This is a genomic window from Rhizorhabdus sp. GW822-FHT03C02 (assembly GCF_058801765.1).
In genome coordinates this window covers 862,275-876,123 of sequence record NZ_JBXANN010000001.1, presented here as the reverse complement: position 1 = coordinate 876,123, position 13,849 = coordinate 862,275, and the positions used below count along the sequence as shown (strand labels likewise).

The following is a 13,849-nucleotide window of genomic DNA, read 5'->3' as shown; positions in this document are numbered from 1 at the left end:
CACCGCCAGAACCACCGGGTATCGGCACGCCTCAGAAATCATATCGTACGCCCAGCCTTGCACGCCCTGAAACATCGGCAGTTGTTCCATCCTGCTTCGAGGCTTCCAGACCGACCGTGGCCTGGGCGCGAAGGCCCCTGCCGAACGTCCTGTAGTAGTTGCCGTCGAGATTGATCGACGAAACATCAGGCTGCCCAGGCTGTCCGTTCATAAACAGATTGCCGGTCAAAGAAAAGTCCACCCCGGAATTCCGCGACAAAAGTCGCGAATAGCCCGCCTGCACGAACACCGACTGATCGACGATGCCGTCGAGCGACAGCGGCGACAGCGGATCGTCGATATAGGTGCGGTGCTGATAGCCGCCGGTCAGCCTGATCGTCGACCCGCGCATCTGGTGCGAATAGACGAAGGTGAGCCCACGGTTGCGATAATTGGCGGCCGCCGCCGAGCCGAGCGAGCCGCCCAGACAGGACGCGCGCTGATCGGGGGTCTTGCCGAACACGCAGTCCTGATAGGCGCTGTCATTGCCCTGGTTGCCGGTCTGGAAATTGACCGGGGTGGCCGCAAGCCCCTGCGACAGGCCGCGCCCGAAACTGTCGATGCGATCGAAGGCGATCAGGGTCAGCGAGGTCTGTGCGTCGGGCTTGACCTCAGCCAGGCCGCTGAAAGTCACGCTGTCGTACCGCCAGCCGCCACGCAGTTCGAAACGCGCGCGTCGGGTCGGCTCCCAGATCAACCCGCCATCGGCGATCAGCCCGTTCGTGTCATAAGTGAGCGTGCGCGGCGCATTGGGATCGCCCTGTGTCCGCCCGTTGCTGTCGAGGATCGGCACGTCGGCGGCATCGACCAGCAGCGGCTGCTGGGTGGTGCGGATATTCTCGTAACCGCCGCTGCCGACGAAGGCGACCGTCTCGGCGATCGGCACGACGATCTCGGCGGTCGAGCTATAGGCACGATAATGCTGGTCGAGTTGGCTGGCGCGCTCGTAGATATATTGGCTGGTGATCGTCCAGTTGAACGGCAGATCGCCGTCCTTCATCCCCACGCTGGTGGTCGCCTGATGGCCGGTGCTGTTCTCGAATTCGTTGAACCCCGCGCCCGGGGTCAGGCTCCGGCTGTTGTTCTTGGTCGTCGTATAGCCATAGCGATAATTGGCCGCGACGTTGAGATCGCCGATCTTCCGGTTGAGGCTGGGCGACGCATAATAGCTGAACACCTGGGTCAGGTTGTTCGCGGTCGCGATATTGCCGATCGCCGCCGAACCGCCGGGATTGACCCGGCTATAAGTCGCGATCGCCCCGCCCTCGAGCGACAGCAGATCCTCGACCAGCGCGATCTGCACGCGGGCAAGCCCATTGTGCGAACTGTCGTTGATCGTCCTGCCGGCCTCGGACACCCGCCGCGTATAGGCATAGTTGACCGTCGCCTTGATCCGCCGGGTGTTGGCGTCGGCCGTGACGCCGGCGGTGATCTCGGTATAGGTGACGAAATCGTCGACCCCGCTGCCGCCGCCGCTGATCTGCGCTTCCGAGACCTGTTCGATATCGAGATAAGGCAGGATCTTCGGCCGCTCGTTCGGCGCGGCCGACGCCGGAGCGCCGCCGCACACCCCGGCCAGGCCGAGGATGCCGATCGCCAGCGCTCGCGCCCTGCTCATCGCGGCGCTTCATATCCATAATAGCTGCCGAACCGCCGCGCATTCGGGGTGAAGCGCACGCCGTTCAACAACAACTGGATTTCTTCGCAGCCGCCGAGCAGCAGCGCTGCGTCGCGCAGCTCCGCCTCGCCGGTCCGGTCGGCCCGCACCACGAGCAACACCTGGCCGACATGATAAGCGAGCACCGAGGCCGGGCTGGCCGCCAGCGCCGGCGGGCTGTCGAACAGCACGATGCGGTTGGGCTTGGCGGCAAGCCGGTCGAGGATCTCGCGGGTCCGGTCGGCGGCGATCAGCTCGGTCGCCTCATTGGTATATTTGCCCGATGGCAGCACTGCGAGCGAGCCGATATCGGTCTTGATGATCAGCGTCTCGACGTCGATCGAGGTGTCGTTGAGCGCGTCCATCAGCCCGACCGGGCCCTCGATGCCCAGCGTCGACAGCACCGTCGGCTTGGCGAAGTCGCCATCGACCAGCAGCACCTCGATATCGCGCTCGTTCGCCATCGACAGCGCGAGGTTGACCGCACAGAAGGTCTTGCCCTCGTTCGCCAGCGCCGAACAGACCAGGATCCGCCGCCCCTTGGGCAGCGCGGTCGGGCCGATCGCGTTGAGCAGCAACGTGCGCTTGACGATCCGGAACTCCTCGGCGAGCGCGGTGATCGCGGCGTCGGGCATGATGAAGCCCTGCTCGATCAGCGCCGCGCGATCGACCTTCGCGGTCTTGTAGACGATCTCGGGCGAGGGCAGCGCCGCGGGCTCCTGCGGCGCGGTCGGCGCGGCATGGGTGACCACCGGCGGCTTGCCGGCCCCGCCGGCGAGCACCGCGGGCGGTTCGGCCGCCGGCGGCGCCAGGTCGAGCGGCGGCGCCATATTCTCGATGATCGGTTCGACCGAGAAACTCGGCATCACCGAGGCATCGATCACCGGCCCGTCGCCGGTGCCGGTTCCGGGAACCATCACGCGGGCGCGCAGGATGGCCTCGAAATCATAGACCGACCCCGCCCGCTCGATCAGCGAACCGCGACGCCTGCCCTTCTTGCCGTCCTTCTCATCCATGATGTCAGCTTATCACGATACGTTTAACGAATTCGACCAGCAACAGCAGGCCGAAAATCGCGGGTAATCCCGCCGCAGCCGACGAGAATATGACATTGTTCTTGCGCCGGACCTGGCGGCTGTCGGCGGTGACGATTTCCGAAATCGCCCCCAGCACCGGCAGGCCGCTCGCCTTGGCGAGTTGCTGGGTGGTGGTGTAGCTGTTCGACAGCTGGCTCTTGGCGAACGCCACGCCCGCGCCGATGCCGATGCCGGCCAGCAGCACCGCGGTCAGCAGCAGCGGGCGGTTGGGCGCCGCCGGCCGCAGCGGCAGCGACGGCTTGTCGATCACCCGGAAGGTCGTACCGTCGCTCTTCTTGGTGGCGTCGGCGCGCAGCTTGGCCTGCTCGCGATCGGTCAGCAGCTTGTTATATTGCTGCTTGAGCACGTCATAGTCGCGGTCGATCTGGCCCTGACTCAACTCTTCCTCGGGCGCGGTCGCCTCGCGCTGGTTGATCATCGCGATGTTGCCCTCGAGCTGCGCCTTGCGCGCCGACAGCATCGCGACGTTGCTCTGCCGCTCGACCTGCATCGACCGCAACGACACATAGACCGGATTGGGCGCCATCGGCATCGAGCTGCGCCCTCCCCCGCGCGCCGCATCGGCCCGCACCGATGCGATCTGCGTCTTGATCGCGATCACGTCGGGATGGGCATCGGTCCAGCCGCGCGCGCGCGCATCGGCCAATTGCCCCTCGAGCACCGCCAGGCGCTGCTCGGGCCCCGAAATGCCGTTGCCGCCCGCGACCGGGATCTGCGCCGGGGTCGCTGCCATCTGACCGCTCATCGCCGCGAGCGCGCTCTGCGCCTGCATCAGGCTGCTGTTGACGGTCTGTAGTTCGCTCTGCGCCTGCTCCATGCGCTGGTCGAGCGTGCCGACCCCGGGCAAGGCGCCCATCGTCCGCTGCGAGATTTCGGCGCGCTTGCGGTCGGCATCGGCGAGTTGCTTGGAACGGCGCGCCAGTTCGGCGTCGAGGAAAGCCAGCGCCTGGGTGCTTTCATTCTGGCTGCCGAGCAGATTTTCCTGAACGAAGATGTCGATCAGCTGCTGGGTGACGCTGCGGGCGATGAAGGCGGCCTCGCGGTTGGGCACCCCGGGCAACCCGATGCGGGTCTTGATCTCGAGCAGATCGTCGCCGTTGGCGCTGATCGTGATGCCGCCGCGCAACGCGCCGATCAGCGACTGCGCCTCGGCCGCGGTCAGCGGACGCTCGCCGTTCGACACATTCTGCACGACCCGCTTGAGCACCTCGGTCGAGGTCAGCGACTGGCGTACCCGCTCGACGTCGCGCTGGCGGTCCGACGCATCGACGCCGACCTGCCCGGCGAGCACCGACTGCACCTGCACGGAAATACGCGCCCCGCTTTCGAACTGCGCGGGAATGCGCATCACCATCACCCAGCCGATGAGGCACACGCCCCAGGCCGCGGCAAGCGCGAGCCAGCGCAGCCGCCAGATGGCGAACAGCGCGATCCTGATCTCGGTATATATCGCTTCCATTGAACTTTTAGCCCTGCCCCCAATGGCTTGTCGGTCGGATCAGAAAGCGCTTTCGGGAATGATGATCACGTCGCCCGGCTGCAATTTCACATTTGCCTTGATGTCGCCATGCTTGAGCAGGCTGTCGAGCCGCAGCTTGAACTCCTCCTGCTTGCCGGTCTTCGGATCGTGCCGGATCAGCTTGGCACGGTTGCCCGACGCATATTGGCCGAGCCCGCCGACCGCGATCATCGCATCGAGCAGCGTCATCTCGGCACGATAGGGCACCGACGCCGGGCGCTCGTTCGCACCGACGATGCGGATCTGCTGCGAGAAGGTGCCCGAGAAACTGTTGACGATCACCGAAACGATCGGATCGCTGATATACGTCGACAACGCCTTGCGGATATCCTCGGCGAGGATGGTCGGGGTCTTGCCGACCGCGACCATGTCGGTGATCAACGGCAGGGTGATGCGACCGTCGGGACGCACCTGTACCGACGCCCCGAGTTCGGGATTGCGCCAGATGAAGATCGTCAGCTGGTCGAGCGGACCGATCGCATAATCCTCGCCGACCACCGTGGTCGGCGCGACGAACGGCGCCGGCGGCAACTCCTTCGGGGATTCGGCAGCCGCGACGACACCCGGCAGCGCGAGCGCGACCACCGCCATCCCCAGACGGCCTCTGACAAATGCCCCACTCAACGCCATCATACCCTCCGACGACCCATCGCTAGAGCCATAACATGGCTAAAACATGCTCAACCCAACGATCACGGCCGAAAACCGATCCTCTTAGCTCAGTACACTAGGAATCACAGGAATTCGTCGCCGTCTATGGTTAATTCCTTAACAGGCGGATGACCGAGAAACGATTGCGGACTTGCGCTCGCCCCATAGGCGCCCGCGAGGAAGATGGCCACAAGGTCGCCGACATCGGCATAAGGCAGTCCGATCCGGTCGCCCAGCCGGTCGAGCGGGGTACATAGGCAACCGACCAGATTGACCTCCTCGTCGGCATCGGCGCCGAAACGATCGGCGATCGCGACCGGATAATTGCGCCGCACCACGGTGCCGAAATTGCCGCTGGCGGCGAGCTGGTGGTGCAAACCGCCATCGACGATCAGGAAGGTCTCGCCATGGCTCGCCTTACGATCGACGATCCGGGTCAGATAGACCCCGGCCTCCCCCACCAGCCAGCGGCCCAGTTCGATCGCGAATTCGGTCGTCGCCAGAATCGGATCGCGGCGCGCCAGTTCACCCGCCAGCGCAGCCCCGACCGCCTCGACATCGACCGCGACGTCGCCGGCGAAATAGGGAATGCCGAAGCCGCCGCCGAGATTGACGAGCGGCGGGGCGATGCCGGCGTCGTTGCTGATCCGCGCCGCCAGCGCCAGCGCCGATGCCTGCGCCTCGGCGATCGCCGCGGCGCCCAGCGCCTGCGACCCGGCGAAGATGTGCAGGCCGCGATAATCGACGCCCTCTTCAGCCAGCCCGGCGATCAGCGGCGCGACCCGGTCGGCGTCGATCCCGAACGGCTTGGCGCCGCCGCCCATCTTCATCCCCGACCCCTTGAGGTCGAAATCGGGATTGACCCGCACCGCGAGCCGTGGCCGCACGCCGAGATCGCGCGCGATCGCGATCGCACGGCGCGCCTCGCCTTCGGATTCGAGATTGAGAGTAACCCCGGCGCCGATCGCCGCGCGCAATTCGTCATCGCGCTTGCCGGGGCCCGCGAAGGAGATGCGATCGGGCGCCATCCCTGCCTCGATCGCGATCCGCGCCTCGCCCGCCGAGGCGACGTCGATCCCGTCGACCATCGTCGCGATCCGCGCGACCAGCGGCGCGTGCGGATTGGCCTTGATCGCATAATGGAGCGCGACATCGCCGAACGCCGCGCGAAACCGCGCGATCCGCGCGCGCACGATCTGCGCGTCATAGACGAACAGCGGCGTGTCGCCCGCACGCTCGACCAGCGCCTCGGCGGTGCGGCCGCCGATCAGCAATCGCCCCGCTTCGCCACGATAATCGGCCGGAATCGGCCCCATAGGCTTCATGACAGGGCATCCTTGCGCAGCGCCGCCCGGTCGAGCTTGCCGTTGGCGTTGCGCGGCAGCGCATCGCGCCACACCAGCCGCGCCGGCTGCATGAAGCTCGGCAGGTTGCGCTTGAAATGATCGAGCAGCCGCTGCTCGGCCTCGTCGCCGACCGGTCGGCCGATCAGCAGGATCGCCTGGCCCAGCCGCTCGTCGGGAATGCCGATCGCGACCGCCTCGGCGGCGGCCCCGCTGGCGATCGCCGCCTCCTCGATTTCGGTCGGGCTGATCCGGTTGCCGGACGATTTGATCATCTCGTCGTCGCGCCCGACGAAGCGGATGAGCCCGGCATCGTCGCGGGTCACGGTGTCGCCCGACCAGACCGCCGTCCCCCCGAAACACGACGGCGTCGGCGCCGGGCGGAAGCGCTGCGCGGTGCGATCGGGATCTTGCCAATAGCCCTGCGCCACCAGCGGCCCGGCATGGACCAGCTCCCCGGGCTCGAACGGGTCGGCAAGGCTGCCGTCGGGGCGCACCACCAATATCTCGGCAAAGGGAATCGCGGTGCCGATCGAATCGGGATGGGCGTCGACCAGCGCGGGATCGAGATAGGTTGACCGGAACGCCTCGGTCAGCCCGTACATCGAATAGAGGTCCGCCGCCGGGAACAAGGCGCGCAGCCGCCGCACCAGCGGCACGCTCATCCGCCCGCCGGTGTTGGTGAGCCGCCGCAACGACGCCGCCGCTTCGGGCGGCCATTCGATCTCGGCAAGCTGGATCCACAGCGGCGGCACCCCCGCCAACGTGGTGATGCCGAGCCGCCCGACGGCGCGGACGACGTCGCGCGCGGTCAGATAGTCGAGCGGATGGACGCAGCCCCCCGCCGCCCAGGTCGACAGCAATTGATTCTGCCCATAGTCGAAGCTGAGCGGCAGCACGCACAAGGTTCGGTCGTCGGGCCCCAGCCGCAGATAATGCGCGACCGCGACCGCACCGAGCCAGAGATTGGCATGGCTGAGCATCACCCCCTTGGGCCGCCCGGTCGAACCCGACGTATAGAGGATGGCGGCGAGTTTGCCGGGATCGACCGACGACGGCGCGAGCGGCGGCGCCGTATCGAACAGGGTGTCGCCCTCGTCCTCCTCGACCAGCAGCACGCAGTCGGCGGGCCGGTCGCCGGGTTCGAGCGTGGCGGCGCGCCCCCTGCCCGTCACCAGCAAGACCGCGCCGCTATCGGCGAGGATATGCGCGACCTGCGCATGTTTGAGCACCGGATTGATCGGCACATGCACCAGCCCGGCGCGCGCGGCGGCGAGCGGGAGCAGGCATGCGAGCCGGTTCTTGGGCAGCCAGCTCGCCACCCGGTCGCCATCCACCAGCCCGCGCGCGCGCAATCCGGCGGCGATCGCGCCGGTCGCGGCGTCGAGATCGGCATGGGTCAACGTCCCGGTCTTGTCGACCAGCGCCGCGGCATCGCGCGCGCCTGTCAGCGCAAGATGGTCGAGCGGCCTGGGCACCGGATCGGGGGATAGGAGGTCGATAGGGTGCAGCATCGCTCTTCCGCGCTAATTCTTGTCGTACCCGCGCGATGGGTCTAGGCGAGGCGCCATTTGAGAGATAGCGGGAATCATCCGTGGCGACTACCAATCCCAGCGCGACCGAAACGATCATACGTGCCGTGCTTGCCGACGTACTCGGACTCGATGCCGATCGGGTCGCGGCCTTCGACGACGACACCGCGCTGTTCGGATCGTTGCCCGAACTCGATTCGATGGCGGTCGCCGGCCTGCTGACCGAACTCGAGGACCGGCTTCACATCGTGATCGACGATGACGAGGTCGACGGCGAGATGCTCGAAACCTTCGGCGCACTCACCCGCTTCGCAGAAGCCAAGGTCGGCTAGCAGCCGCCAGCCGACCTCCAGCAATCAGGCGGCGACCTCGAAGTCCGATTCGGCCAGGAAGCGCTCTGCATCGAGCGCGGCCATGCAGCCGGTGCCCGCGGCCGTGACCGCCTGGCGATAGATCTTGTCGGCGACGTCGCCGCACGCGAACACCCCCGGCACGCTGGTCCTGGTGCCGCCCTTCTCGACGATCAGATAGCCGTCCTCGTCGAGCGCGAGCTTGTCGCGGAACAGCTCGGTCGACGGATGATGGCCGATCGCGACGAAGCCGCCGTCGACCTCGATCGAGGAACTCTCGCCGGTCACCGTGTCCTTCAGGTCGATCGCCACCAGGCCGGCGGTGCCCTCGCCGGCGACGAAGCGGTCGACCGCCTTGTTCCAGATCACCTTGACGTTGGGGTGCTTGAACAGCCGCTCCTGCAGGATCTTCTCGGCGCGCAGCGAATCGCGGCGATGGATCAGGGTCACGTCATGGCTGTGATTGGTCAGGTAGAGCGCCTCCTCGACCGCGGTGTTGCCGCCGCCGATCACCGCGACCTTCTTGCCGCGATAGAAGAAGCCGTCGCAGGTCGCGCAGGCCGAAACGCCCTTGCCGCCCAGTTCGGTCTCGCCGGGCGCGCCCAGCCATTTGGCCTGCGCCCCGGTCGCGATCACCAGCGTGTCGCAGACATAGAGTGCGCCGCCATCGCCGCGCAGGCGGAACGGCCGCTCGGACAGGTCGATGTCGACGATCGTGTCCCAGATCATCGTGGTGCCGACATGCTCGGCCTGCGCGGTCATCTGCTCCATCAGCCAGGGGCCCTGGATGACGTCGCGGAAGCCGGGATAATTTTCGACATCGGTGGTGATCGTCAGCTGCCCGCCCGGCTGGAGCCCCTGGACGACGATCGGCGACAGGCCGGCGCGCGCGCCATAAATGGCGGCGGACAGGCCGGCCGGGCCCGAACCGAGGATCAGCATGCGGGTCGAATGGGTGGCGCTCATGCGGGGATGTTCTCCGAAGAATCGAATCTGCTAATAGGTTGCCCAGCAGATAGGGATCGAACGCCCGGCTTGGCAACGGCCCGGCCTTTACCGCCGATTAGGGAAAACGCGCTTAGCTGCCCGGAAATTCTTTGTCGGCGCAAAGCCTGTATTGGGGAGCATCGATGGCCGCACCGAAATCCGCGCTCAAATTCGCGGCCGGCACATGCGTCGTCGCGATTGCGGTCGCGAGCGCCTCGCCGCGATTCCGCGCCAATCCGATGCTCGGCCATATCGGGCATTCGCTGGGCGGTGATCTGCGCGCGATATTCCCGGACACGCTCAACCGCGTCCGCGACACGCTGGAGCGCCGCTGATCGCGCCGATCACACACCCGGCGGCCCGATATCGTCGCCGTCGCGATCGGGCGCCACCGGAATCCGGTCGGGCGATGTTTCAGGCCCGGCCGGCGGCGAGTCGGGATGCGGATCAGGCGATGCGCTCGCCATGTCGGTCGCTCCTGCGGGGGTTCTGATGCACCCAGGCCGACTCGTTGCCGCCGATCGCGTCGGGCGCAAGCGGCAGTTCGCCCTCCTCGTCGGGACCGAAGCTGGGCTCGGGGGTCCGTTTCGTCGTGGCGGAGGTCTCGCCTGGCCGCTCTTTGTCGGGCATGATCATATCCGCCGAACGACGGCCCCGCCCGGCGGTTCCCTCATCGGGCGATCGGCAGGCAATCGAACCCCGCCGCCGACGCGGTCGCACAGATCGAGATCGCCTTGGTCCGGCTGGGCACCGGCCCGATCAGCAACCGCACCAGGGTCTTTCCCGGAACCGGCTCGAAACGCGCGGTGAAACCATCGACATCGGCCGCGAGCCGCTTCGATATCTTCTCCCAGGCCGACTGCGCCGCCTTCTGGTCCGAATAGGCGCCGAACTGGACGCTGACCGGCTCGCCCGCGACCCGCGCCACCGCCGCGTTGGCCGCCGAGACCGGCGCCGCCGGTGCCGACCGCCGCTCGCCATCCTCCCAGGCGGCGAGCTCGACGCGGTAGCGCTCATAGTTGCGATAGAAATCGAGGAACGGCTGCTGGAGCCGCGGCATCGCGGTCAGCGCATAGGTCTTGAAAGCTTCGGGCGCGACCTCCAGCGCCTCGGCGCCCACGCCGGCGGCGGCATTGCAGAAGCCCGCCTGCGCCGGCGGCTGCGCGAAGAAATTATAGACCTGGGTGATATGGCCATCGAAGGCGCTGCGCCCGAACCGCGCGCTCTCGGCCTTGTAAGCCGCGGCGAATTGCAACTTCTGTCGCGCGAGCAGCAGGTTGTAGCGCGTCACATAACCGGCCTTGCCGGTGCGATCGCATGCCAATGCCGCAACGTTGAGCGCGGACCGCAGATGCCAGACAGCCTCGGCATCGCCGATGCCCGAATTGATCGTGACATAGCCGCCCTGGCCGTCGGAGGGCGGAACCGAAACGCCATTGGGCGCGCCGCCGGGCGGCGCCGGGCGCGACGGCTTGGGCGCGGCCGGCACCGGCGGCGGTGGCGCGGGCACCCGGACCGGGGGCTTGGCCGCACAGCCGGCCAACAACGACAACCCCGCATAAGCAACCCAACTGCGCATCCGAATCCCCTTCGTCGCCCTGAACGCCGCTCATGACCGGCGGCTCGCAATTTTTATCGCCCGCAAAGGCTGAATGGCGGCGAAACGCATCAGCGGGCCGATCGGACTCATCGAAAAATTCACCCCTGGAATCCGGCGTTTCGGCCCATTTTCGGCCGCGGATTCCCCCCAGCCGTTCACCATCCGGGACGAGGCGATGATTGCAACTTTACATGGGTGAAAACAGCCAATATATGCCGCCCCTCGCTGCCCCATGGGACTTCCACCGCAAGGCAGCTTTCTTGCCCACACTACCCCGGAGGTCCCTTGAGTTGCACAAGCATCATAGCGCGCTGGGGCTAGCTTCGCCCCGTAACGGTTCCTCGCATGGAGCCGCTATCGCAGAGCTACGCCCGGCCCAGCCGGTGACGTTGCTTCGTCCGCACGCCGCTGCGCGGGCGGCCCGGTTCTTCGTCGAGAAGTTCCAGGGCCGGTCGATGTACGCCGTGAAGGCGAACCCGTCGCCCGATCTGATCCAGATCCTGTGGGATAATGGCATCACCCAGTTCGACGTCGCGTCGATCGCGGAGGTGCGCCTGGTCGGCGACATGCTGCCCGACGCGACCCTGTGCTTCATGCACCCGGTCAAGGCCGCGGAAGCGATCGCCCAGGCCTATTTCGACTATGGCGTGCGCACCTTCTCGCTCGATTCGATCGAGGAACTCGAGAAGATCGTCGCCGCGACCGAAGGCGCGACCGATCTGACGCTGTGCGTGCGGTTGCGCGTCTCGTCGGAAATGTCGAAGCTCAGCCTCGCGTCGAAGTTCGGCGTCGAACTGAGCGAAGCCAAGGAACTGCTCCAGCGCACCCGCCAGGTCGCCGACGCGCTCGGCATCTGCTTCCATGTCGGCAGCCAGGCGATGTCGCCCTCGGCCTATGTCCAGGCGATGGAGAAGGTCCGCGCGGCGATCGTCGCGTCGGCGGTGACCGTCGACGTCGTCGATGTCGGCGGCGGTTTCCCGTCGGTCTACCCCGGCATGGAGCCGCCCGCGCTCGAAGCCTATTTCGGCGCGATCCACCAGGCGTTCGAAAGCCTGCCGGTGTCCTATTCGTCCGAGCTGTGGTGCGAACCCGGCCGTGCGCTGTCGGCCGAATATGCCAGCCTGCTGGTCCGGGTCGAGCGTCGCCGCGGTGACGAGCTGTACATCAACGACGGCGCCTATGGCGCGCTGTTCGATGCCGCGCATGTCGGCTGGCGTTTCCCGGTCGCGCTCCAGCGCGAGCCGGACTCGCATGCCCGCGACATGGCGTTCAGCTTCTACGGCCCGACCTGCGACGATATGGACCGGATGGCGGGGCCGTTCATGCTGCCCGCCGACACCCAGCCCGGCGACTATATCGAGATCGGCATGCTCGGCGCCTATGGCTGCGCGATGCGCACCGGCTTCAACGGCTTCACCGCCGGCGAGCGGGTGATCGTCGACGACGAGCCGATGGCGACGCTGTACGTGGCCGACGAAACGCCGCAGGCGCTACCGTCGAACGTCATCAAGCTGTAAGAGCTGCACCACAGAACATCGTCGTCCCGACGAAGGCCGGGGTCCATGTCTGTCATCCACGCGACGACATCGCGCGTTGAGAAAGACATGGACCCCGGCCTGCGCCGGCGCGACGTCGCTTTTTCAAAGGAAGACATATGACCGAAGCCATCAACGACACGCGCAAGGCGGAACTGCTTTCGACGGTGGTCGAACATATCGACATCACCAGCTTCGATGCGCGCCCGATCATCGACGCGATGGGCAAGATGAGCTTCACCAGCCGCGACCTCGCCCGCGCGACCGGCATCTACAACCAGATGCTCGAGGATCCCGACTGCACCATCTTCCTGGTGATCGCCGGGTCGACCTCGGCCGGCGGCTGCATGGACGCCTATGCCGAACTGGTCCGCTCGGGCATGGTCGACGGCATCGTCGCCACCGGCGCCTCGATCGTCGACATGGATTTCTTCGAAGGCCTTGGCCACAAACATTATCAGGCGCTCGAAGTGCCCGATGACGACACGCTGCGCTCGCTGCTGATCGACCGGATCTACGACACCTATATCGACGAAGAGCAGCTCCAGGATTGCGACCACACGATCTACGCGATCGCCAACGCGCTCGAGCCGCGGCCTTATTCGAGCCGCGCCTTCATCCGCGAGATGGGGAAGTATCTGGTCGAGCATGGCAAGAAGGAGAACAGCCTCGTCAAGCTCGCCTATGAGCATGACGTGCCGATCTTCTGCCCGGCCTTCGTCGACAGCTCGGCGGGCTTCGGGCTGGTCAAGCACCAGGTCGATAACATGAAGGCGGGCCGTCCTTACATGGTGCTCGACGCGATCGCCGATTTCCGCGAGCTGACCGACATCAAGATCAAGGCCGGCACCACCGGTCTGCTGATGATCGGCGGCGGCGTGCCGAAGAACTTCATCCAGGACACCGTCGTCTGCGCCGAGATCCTCGGCCATGACGATGTCCAGGTCCACAAATATGCGGTGCAGATCACCGTCGCCGACGTCCGCGACGGCGCCTGCTCCTCGTCGACGCTGCAGGAGGCCGCCTCGTGGGGCAAGGTCAACACCGGCATCGAGCAGATGGTGTTCGCCGAAGCCGGTTCGGTCGTCCCGCTGCTGGCATCGGACGCCTATCATCGCGGCCACTGGAAGAACCGCGCCAAGCGCGCCTGGGGCCGCATCTTCGACTGATCGGACCGGAAAGGCCGCCGCCCCTCGGGTCGGCGGCCTTGTTCGTTGACGCGCACGCATGCACAAACAGCCGCACATCCTCAATGCCGCGTCGAACCTGCTCGGGATCGCGCTGCTGATCATCGCCGGACTGAACGTCTCGCAGATCGCGCGCCACAGCATCGCCGACGAGATCGCCTGGGTCGCCGCGATCTGCCTGAGCCTCAGCTGCCTGTTGTCCTATCTCGCCTTCAGGCGCGCGGGCGAAACCGACCGGCTCGATCTATGGGCCGACCGCATCTTCATGGCGGGCCTGTTCACCCTGTTCGCCGCTATCGTCACCCTGGCGATCGAACGCGCCTGACCCTCATTTCCCGATCGGACAACTTGA

General features: G+C 66.5%; 14 protein-coding genes. 5 read left to right on the top strand and 9 right to left on the bottom strand.

Annotated elements, in window-relative coordinates:
* Nucleotides 1-31: 31 nt before the first annotated feature.
* The 6 genes from AC1RM6_RS04080 to AC1RM6_RS04055 form a co-directional block, all read right to left on the bottom strand.
* Nucleotides 32-1,657 carry a hypothetical protein gene (locus AC1RM6_RS04080; RefSeq protein ID WP_493098347.1) on the bottom strand — a complete coding sequence of 542 codons (1,626 nt, stop codon included), beginning with the start codon at nucleotides 1,655-1,657 and terminating at the stop codon, nucleotides 32-34.
* Entirely contained in the window at nucleotides 1,654-2,712 is a 1,059-nt protein-coding gene (locus AC1RM6_RS04075) for an AAA family ATPase (RefSeq protein WP_493098345.1), read from the bottom strand. Before AC1RM6_RS04075 ends, AC1RM6_RS04080 begins: the two co-directional genes overlap by 4 nt.
* Nucleotides 2,713-2,716: 4 nt before the next feature.
* Complete coding sequence (locus AC1RM6_RS04070) at nucleotides 2,717-4,252, bottom strand: XrtA system polysaccharide chain length determinant (RefSeq protein ID WP_493098343.1); 1,536 nt, start codon at nucleotides 4,250-4,252, stop codon at nucleotides 2,717-2,719.
* A 39-nt stretch (nucleotides 4,253-4,291) separates the two neighbouring features.
* Nucleotides 4,292-4,903: an XrtA/PEP-CTERM system exopolysaccharide export protein gene (locus AC1RM6_RS04065; protein ID WP_493098341.1), complete on the bottom strand. Its 612-nt coding sequence runs from the start codon at nucleotides 4,901-4,903 to the stop codon at nucleotides 4,292-4,294.
* Between the two features lie 143 nt (nucleotides 4,904-5,046).
* Entirely contained in the window at nucleotides 5,047-6,288 is a 1,242-nt protein-coding gene (locus tag AC1RM6_RS04060; protein WP_493098340.1) for a pyridoxal-dependent decarboxylase, exosortase A system-associated, read from the bottom strand.
* Nucleotides 6,285-7,820 (bottom strand): acyl-CoA ligase (AMP-forming), exosortase A system-associated, encoded by a 1,536-nt coding sequence (locus tag AC1RM6_RS04055; protein WP_493098338.1) that lies wholly within the window; start codon nucleotides 7,818-7,820, stop codon nucleotides 6,285-6,287. The genes AC1RM6_RS04060 and AC1RM6_RS04055 overlap by 4 nt, the downstream gene beginning before the upstream one ends.
* 80 nt (nucleotides 7,821-7,900) lie before the next feature.
* Between AC1RM6_RS04055 and AC1RM6_RS04050 the strand changes: the two genes are divergently transcribed.
* Nucleotides 7,901-8,170: an acyl carrier protein gene (locus AC1RM6_RS04050; RefSeq protein ID WP_493098336.1), complete on the top strand. Its 270-nt coding sequence runs from the start codon at nucleotides 7,901-7,903 to the stop codon at nucleotides 8,168-8,170.
* Nucleotides 8,171-8,194: 24 nt separating this feature from the next.
* On the opposite strand, the gene trxB is transcribed toward AC1RM6_RS04050, so the two are convergent.
* Nucleotides 8,195-9,154, bottom strand: a complete 960-nt coding sequence (gene trxB / locus AC1RM6_RS04045) for a thioredoxin-disulfide reductase (protein WP_493098334.1) — start codon at nucleotides 9,152-9,154, stop codon at nucleotides 8,195-8,197.
* A 164-nt stretch (nucleotides 9,155-9,318) separates the two neighbouring features.
* Between trxB and AC1RM6_RS04040 the strand changes: the two genes are divergently transcribed.
* Nucleotides 9,319-9,510, top strand: a complete 192-nt coding sequence (locus AC1RM6_RS04040) for a hypothetical protein (RefSeq protein WP_493098332.1) — start codon at nucleotides 9,319-9,321, stop codon at nucleotides 9,508-9,510.
* Nucleotides 9,511-9,622: 112 nt separating this feature from the next.
* Here the strand turns inward: AC1RM6_RS04040 and AC1RM6_RS04035 are convergent, their stop codons facing one another.
* Nucleotides 9,623-9,805, bottom strand: a complete 183-nt coding sequence (locus AC1RM6_RS04035) for a hypothetical protein (RefSeq protein ID WP_493098330.1) — start codon at nucleotides 9,803-9,805, stop codon at nucleotides 9,623-9,625.
* 40 nt (nucleotides 9,806-9,845) lie between these two features.
* Nucleotides 9,846-10,754: an SPOR domain-containing protein gene (locus tag AC1RM6_RS04030; protein ID WP_493098328.1), complete on the bottom strand. Its 909-nt coding sequence runs from the start codon at nucleotides 10,752-10,754 to the stop codon at nucleotides 9,846-9,848.
* A gap of 311 nt (nucleotides 10,755-11,065) precedes the next feature.
* On the opposite strand from AC1RM6_RS04030, the gene AC1RM6_RS04025 reads away from it, so the two are divergent.
* From AC1RM6_RS04025 to AC1RM6_RS04015, 3 genes are all read left to right on the top strand, one after another.
* Complete coding sequence (locus AC1RM6_RS04025; RefSeq protein WP_493098326.1) at nucleotides 11,066-12,292, top strand: alanine racemase; 1,227 nt, start codon at nucleotides 11,066-11,068, stop codon at nucleotides 12,290-12,292.
* A 137-nt stretch (nucleotides 12,293-12,429) separates the two neighbouring features.
* The gene (locus AC1RM6_RS04020) at nucleotides 12,430-13,479 is read left to right on the top strand and encodes a 1,9-bis(guanidino)-5-aza-nonane synthase (protein ID WP_493098324.1); all 1,050 of its coding nucleotides are present in this window, start codon (nucleotides 12,430-12,432) and stop codon (nucleotides 13,477-13,479) included.
* 58 nt (nucleotides 13,480-13,537) lie between these two features.
* Entirely contained in the window at nucleotides 13,538-13,822 is a 285-nt protein-coding gene (locus tag AC1RM6_RS04015; RefSeq protein ID WP_493098322.1) for a hypothetical protein, read from the top strand.
* Nucleotides 13,823-13,849: the final 27 nt, after the last annotated feature.

Bases quoted from the DNA above. Each gene is read 5' to 3' on its own strand.
- AC1RM6_RS04015 (WP_493098322.1), top strand. From the start codon at position 13,538: ATGCACAAACAGCCGCACATCCTCAATGCCGCGTCGAACCTGCTCGGG.
- AC1RM6_RS04075 (WP_493098345.1), bottom strand. From the start codon at position 2,712: ATGGATGAGAAGGACGGCAAGAAGGGCAGGCGTCGCGGTTCGCTGATC.
- AC1RM6_RS04080 (WP_493098347.1), bottom strand. From the start codon at position 1,657: ATGAGCAGGGCGCGAGCGCTGGCGATCGGCATCCTCGGCCTGGCCGGG.
- AC1RM6_RS04030 (WP_493098328.1), bottom strand. From the start codon at position 10,754: ATGCGCAGTTGGGTTGCTTATGCGGGGTTGTCGTTGTTGGCCGGCTGT.
- AC1RM6_RS04070 (WP_493098343.1), bottom strand. From the start codon at position 4,252: ATGGAAGCGATATATACCGAGATCAGGATCGCGCTGTTCGCCATCTGG.
- AC1RM6_RS04055 (WP_493098338.1), bottom strand. From the start codon at position 7,820: ATGCTGCACCCTATCGACCTCCTATCCCCCGATCCGGTGCCCAGGCCG.
- AC1RM6_RS04040 (WP_493098332.1), top strand. From the start codon at position 9,319: ATGGCCGCACCGAAATCCGCGCTCAAATTCGCGGCCGGCACATGCGTC.
- AC1RM6_RS04065 (WP_493098341.1), bottom strand. From the start codon at position 4,903: ATGGCGGTGGTCGCGCTCGCGCTGCCGGGTGTCGTCGCGGCTGCCGAA.
- AC1RM6_RS04060 (WP_493098340.1), bottom strand. From the start codon at position 6,288: ATGAAGCCTATGGGGCCGATTCCGGCCGATTATCGTGGCGAAGCGGGG.
- AC1RM6_RS04035 (WP_493098330.1), bottom strand. From the start codon at position 9,805: ATGCCCGACAAAGAGCGGCCAGGCGAGACCTCCGCCACGACGAAACGG.
- trxB (WP_493098334.1), bottom strand. From the start codon at position 9,154: ATGAGCGCCACCCATTCGACCCGCATGCTGATCCTCGGTTCGGGCCCG.
- AC1RM6_RS04020 (WP_493098324.1), top strand. From the start codon at position 12,430: ATGACCGAAGCCATCAACGACACGCGCAAGGCGGAACTGCTTTCGACG.